General features: G+C 57.0%; 4 protein-coding genes. All 4 read left to right on the top strand.

What is annotated here, in order from left to right; translation table 11 throughout:
- Positions 1-7: 7 nt before the first annotated feature.
- Positions 8-1,462, top strand: a complete 1,455-nt coding sequence (gene hydA / locus AC2FNB_RS20500) for a dihydropyrimidinase (protein WP_496748615.1) — start codon at positions 8-10, stop codon at positions 1,460-1,462.
- Between the two features lie 5 nt (positions 1,463-1,467).
- The gene (locus tag AC2FNB_RS20495; RefSeq protein WP_496748614.1) at positions 1,468-2,868 is read left to right on the top strand and encodes a pyridoxal phosphate-dependent decarboxylase family protein; all 1,401 of its coding nucleotides are present in this window, start codon (positions 1,468-1,470) and stop codon (positions 2,866-2,868) included.
- A complete protein-coding gene (locus AC2FNB_RS20490) occupies positions 2,865-3,647 on the top strand; it encodes an ABC transporter ATP-binding protein (protein ID WP_480749896.1) in 783 nt (260 codons plus the stop codon). Before AC2FNB_RS20495 ends, AC2FNB_RS20490 begins: the two co-directional genes overlap by 4 nt.
- Positions 3,648-3,686: 39 nt before the next feature.
- The coding region (locus AC2FNB_RS20485; RefSeq protein WP_496748613.1) for an ABC transporter permease at positions 3,687-4,254 on the top strand (568 nt) is incomplete at its 3' end.

The following is a 4,254-nucleotide window of genomic DNA, read 5'->3' as shown; positions in this document are numbered from 1 at the left end:
GTTCAAAGTGAGTACTGTTATTAAAAACGGAACTGTTGTCACCGCGGATTTGTCATACAAGGCGGATGTATTGGTCGAAGGTGGCGTGATCACCGGGATCGGGATGGGTCTGAAAGGGGATAACGAGCTGGACGCAACTGGCTGTTATGTGATGCCCGGCGGGATCGACCCGCATACTCATCTGGAAATGCCGTTCATGGGCACCTACAGCTCGGATGATTTTGAATCCGGGACCCGTGCCGGGCTTGCGGGTGGCACCACGATGGTGGTTGATTTTGCGTTGCCCAATCCGGGCGAGAGCCTGTTGGACGCGCTGAAGCGATGGGACAACAAATCGACCCGTGCCAATTGCGACTATTCCTTTCACATGGCGGTGACCTGGTGGGGCGAACAGGTTTTCAACGACATGAAGACTGTAATTGAACAACGCGGCATCAACACCTTCAAGCATTTCATGGCGTATAAAGGCGCGTTGATGGTGAATGATGACGAGATGTACGCTTCGTTCCAGCGTCTGGCCGAACTGGGGGGGATCGCGCTGGTGCATGCCGAGAACGGTGACGTGGTGGCCGAACTGCAGGCCAAACTGATGGCCGAAGGTAATACCGGACCCGAAGCGCATGCTTATTCTCGCCCGCCGCAAGTGGAAGGCGAAGCCACCAACCGCGCCATCATGATCGCCGACATGGCGGGCGTGCCACTTTATGTGGTTCATACATCTTGCGAGGAAAGTCACGAGGCAATCCGAAGGGCACGGATGCAGGGCAAGCGCGTTTGGGGTGAACCGCTGATCCAGCACCTGACTTTGGACGAAGGCGAATACGCCCACCCCGATTGGGATCATGCCGCCCGGCGTGTCATGTCGCCACCTTTCCGCGACAAGAAACACCAAGACAGCCTTTGGGCCGGATTGCAGTCGGGGTCGCTCTCGGTGGTGGCCACTGATCATTGTGCCTTTACGACCGAGCAGAAACGTTATGGCGTTGGTGATTTCACTAAAATCCCGAACGGCACGGGTGGTCTTGAGGATCGGATGCCGATGCTCTGGACTCATGGGGTTAACACAGGGCGTCTGACACCGAACGAGTTCGTGGCCGTGACATCGACCAATATCGCCAAGATACTGAATTGCTATCCCAAGAAAGGTGCTGTTCTGGTCGGAGCGGATGCGGATTTGGTAGTATGGGATCCGGCGAAAACAAAAACGATCCAGGCCACTACGCAACAATCTACGATCGACTACAACGTATTCGAAGGTCACTCGGTGAAAGGCTTACCGCGTTTTACCCTGACACGCGGGCAGGTCGCCGTGCATGACGGCGAAATCCGCACGCAGGAAGGCCATGGCAAGTTTGTTGCCCGCGAGGCCAATACGACGGTGAACAAGGCCCTGAGCACCTGGAAGGAGCTGACCGCACCGCGTCCCATAGAGCGGACAGGTATTCCGGTAACGGGGGTTTGAACCGAGTGTCAGGGCTCAGCACCGATCACGAACTGGCAATGCGGTTGGCCGCCGAAAAGGCGGTTACCTACCGCCTGGGCGTGCCGGACCGCCAGGTGCCTCCAGCGCTGGGTCTAGATGAGGCGGTCGCCAGGTTTCGGACGCCGCTGACCGAGGAAGGTCTGTCCGCCGAAGCGGTCGTTGCGCATATGGCCCGAGATGCGGATGCGGGGATAAACCAGATGTGCTCACCCAATTTTTACGGCTTTGTTCTGGGTGGCTCTCACCCTGTTGGCGTAGCGGCGGACATGTTGGTATCCGCTTGGGGACAGAATGTCGCTTCTTCTGTCGAGACACCGTCGATCACCGGGATGGAGCGTGCCGTATGTGATTGGGTGGTCGATCTGTTAAACCTTCCGCCTGAAAGTGGAGTGGGTATAGCCACCGGGGCGACGCTCGCAAACACCACAGGCATTATGGCTGCACGGCATGCGTTGCTGGCGCAAGAAGGGTGGGACGTCGAGGCGGACGGGTTGTTCGGAGCACCCGAGATTTCTGTGTTGATTGGTGAAGACGCGCATTCGGCGCCATTCGCAGCGCTCAGATACGCTGGATTTGGTGCGTCCCGCGTTCTGAGGGTGGCTACAGATGGTCAAGGACGGATTAGACCGGAGGCATTTCAAAAGGCATTGAGTCGAGCGACTGGGCCTGTTCTGGTTGTTCTCCAGGCGGGACAGATCAACACCGGGGCATTCGATCCTTTTACCGAAGTCATCCCGATGGCCCGTGGGCGAAATGCTTGGATTCATGTGGACGGTGCTTTTGGCCTGTGGCTTGCAGCCGTGCCAGGACTAGCGTCGCGCCTTGCGGGGGTGGAGTTGGCGGACAGCTGGGCGGTTGATCTGCACAAATGGTTGAATGCGCCTTTTGATGCGGGTGTTGCCATAGTTCGCGACCGTGCGTCACTGGTGGCATCGATGTCTGCGCGGGGGGCGTATTTGCCAGCAACCAACGCACATTGGGAACCTACCGATTCTGTTTTCGAGCTTTCTCGCAGAGCACGTGGTGTGCCCAGCTACGCCATTTTGCGCCATCTTGGTCGGAGCGGTGTTCGGGAAATGGTTTCCCGACACTGTGCGCTCGCCAACCGGATCGCCGGGAAGATCGTTGCCGAACCTGGGCTGACGGTGATGAACGATGTGGTGTCAAACCAGGTGGCCATTCGCTGTGGCGACAGCGACGCTGAAACGCGCGAGGTGTTGCGGATCGTGCAGTCAGCGGGGCGGGTATATCCGACCCATGGGCAGTGGCAGGGGCGCGAAATCATTAGGGTTTCAGTGATCGGCTATTCGACACAGGAAGAACACACGGACCAATTGGTGTCCGAACTTATCAATGCTTGGAAGATCGTGCGGGGGAAGAATTGAAGGAAGAAGTCATCAAGGCCGAGAATCTGGATTTGACCTTTCAGACCAATGACGGGCCGGTCCACGCGCTCAAGGATGTGAGTCTCACTATTAACAAGGGCGATTTTGTCAGCTTCATTGGGCCTTCCGGGTGCGGGAAGACCACTTTTCTGCGATGTGTTGCGGCATTGGAAACACCCACGGGCGGCAGCCTCAGCGTCAATGACTTGACACCGGACGAAGCGCGGCGCAACCGGGCCTATGGCTACGTTTTCCAGGCAGCAGGCCTTTATCCTTGGCGCACCATCGCAAAGAACATAAAACTCCCGCTCGAGATCATGGGATATTCTCGTGATGAGCAGGAAGAACGGGCTGACCGGGTTCTGGAACTGGTTGATCTGAAAGGGTTCGGTGGCAAATATCCTTGGCAGCTTTCTGGCGGGATGCAGCAGCGCGCTTCGATTGCGCGGGCTCTGGCCTTTGATGCGGATATTCTGTTGATGGACGAACCATTTGGTGCGCTGGACGAAATTGTCCGTGATCACCTGAACGAACAGTTGCTCAAACTTTGGCGCCAGACTGGAAAGACGATCGGCTTTGTTACTCACTCGATTCCGGAGGCAGTATATCTGAGTTCCCGGATTGTGGTGATGAGCCCGCGTCCGGGGCGGATTACCGATGTGATAGAAAGTCCGCTGTCCAAAGAGCGTCCGCTGGATATTCGCGATACTCCGGAGTTTCTTGAAGTTGCACACCGCGTGCGTGAAGGCTTGAGGGCAGGGCACGCCTATGATGATTGATGCCTTGGATATCGTGGGGTGTATTGCATGAGAAATTTCTTGCCTATCCTGACTGTGCTGGCTGTGCTTGCCGGGCTTTGGTATCTCGCCGTGGCGCCGATGAACATCCGCGTCGCGCTGGATCAGGCCGAGCGAGGCGGAGAGCAGGTTGTGCCCGAAACGTCCTTGGCTCGGCAGAGCGTCTCCGTATGGTGGTTGATGACGCAAAACCGGCATTTGGTCGCCGTAGGCTACGATCTGGAACGTCCGCGTCTGCCAACACCGGCCCAGGTGGGCAGCGAATTGTGGAAAACGACGGGTGAGATGGCCTTACGAGGCCGAGCGATGTCCAAACGTTCACTGATCTACCACGCGGGGATCACGCTGCAATCGACGCTTTGGGGTTTCTTGCTGGGAACAACCCTGGGAATTCTGGGCGCGGTGGCTATCGTCTATTCCCGCGTCGTGGATATGAGCTTGATGCCTTGGGCGATCATCAGTCAGACAGTTCCTATCGTGGCGCTGGCACCGATGATCATCGTGCTTAGTTCGCAACTTGGAATTGAAGGGCGAGGAGTTCCCAAGGCGATTATTTCAGCCTACCTGTGTTATTTTCCGGTTCTTGTAG

Source organism: Ruegeria sp. BHSB058 (assembly GCF_059613285.1).
The sequence above is the reverse complement of the archived record's forward strand: the minus strand, read 5'-3'. Positions and strand labels throughout refer to the sequence as shown.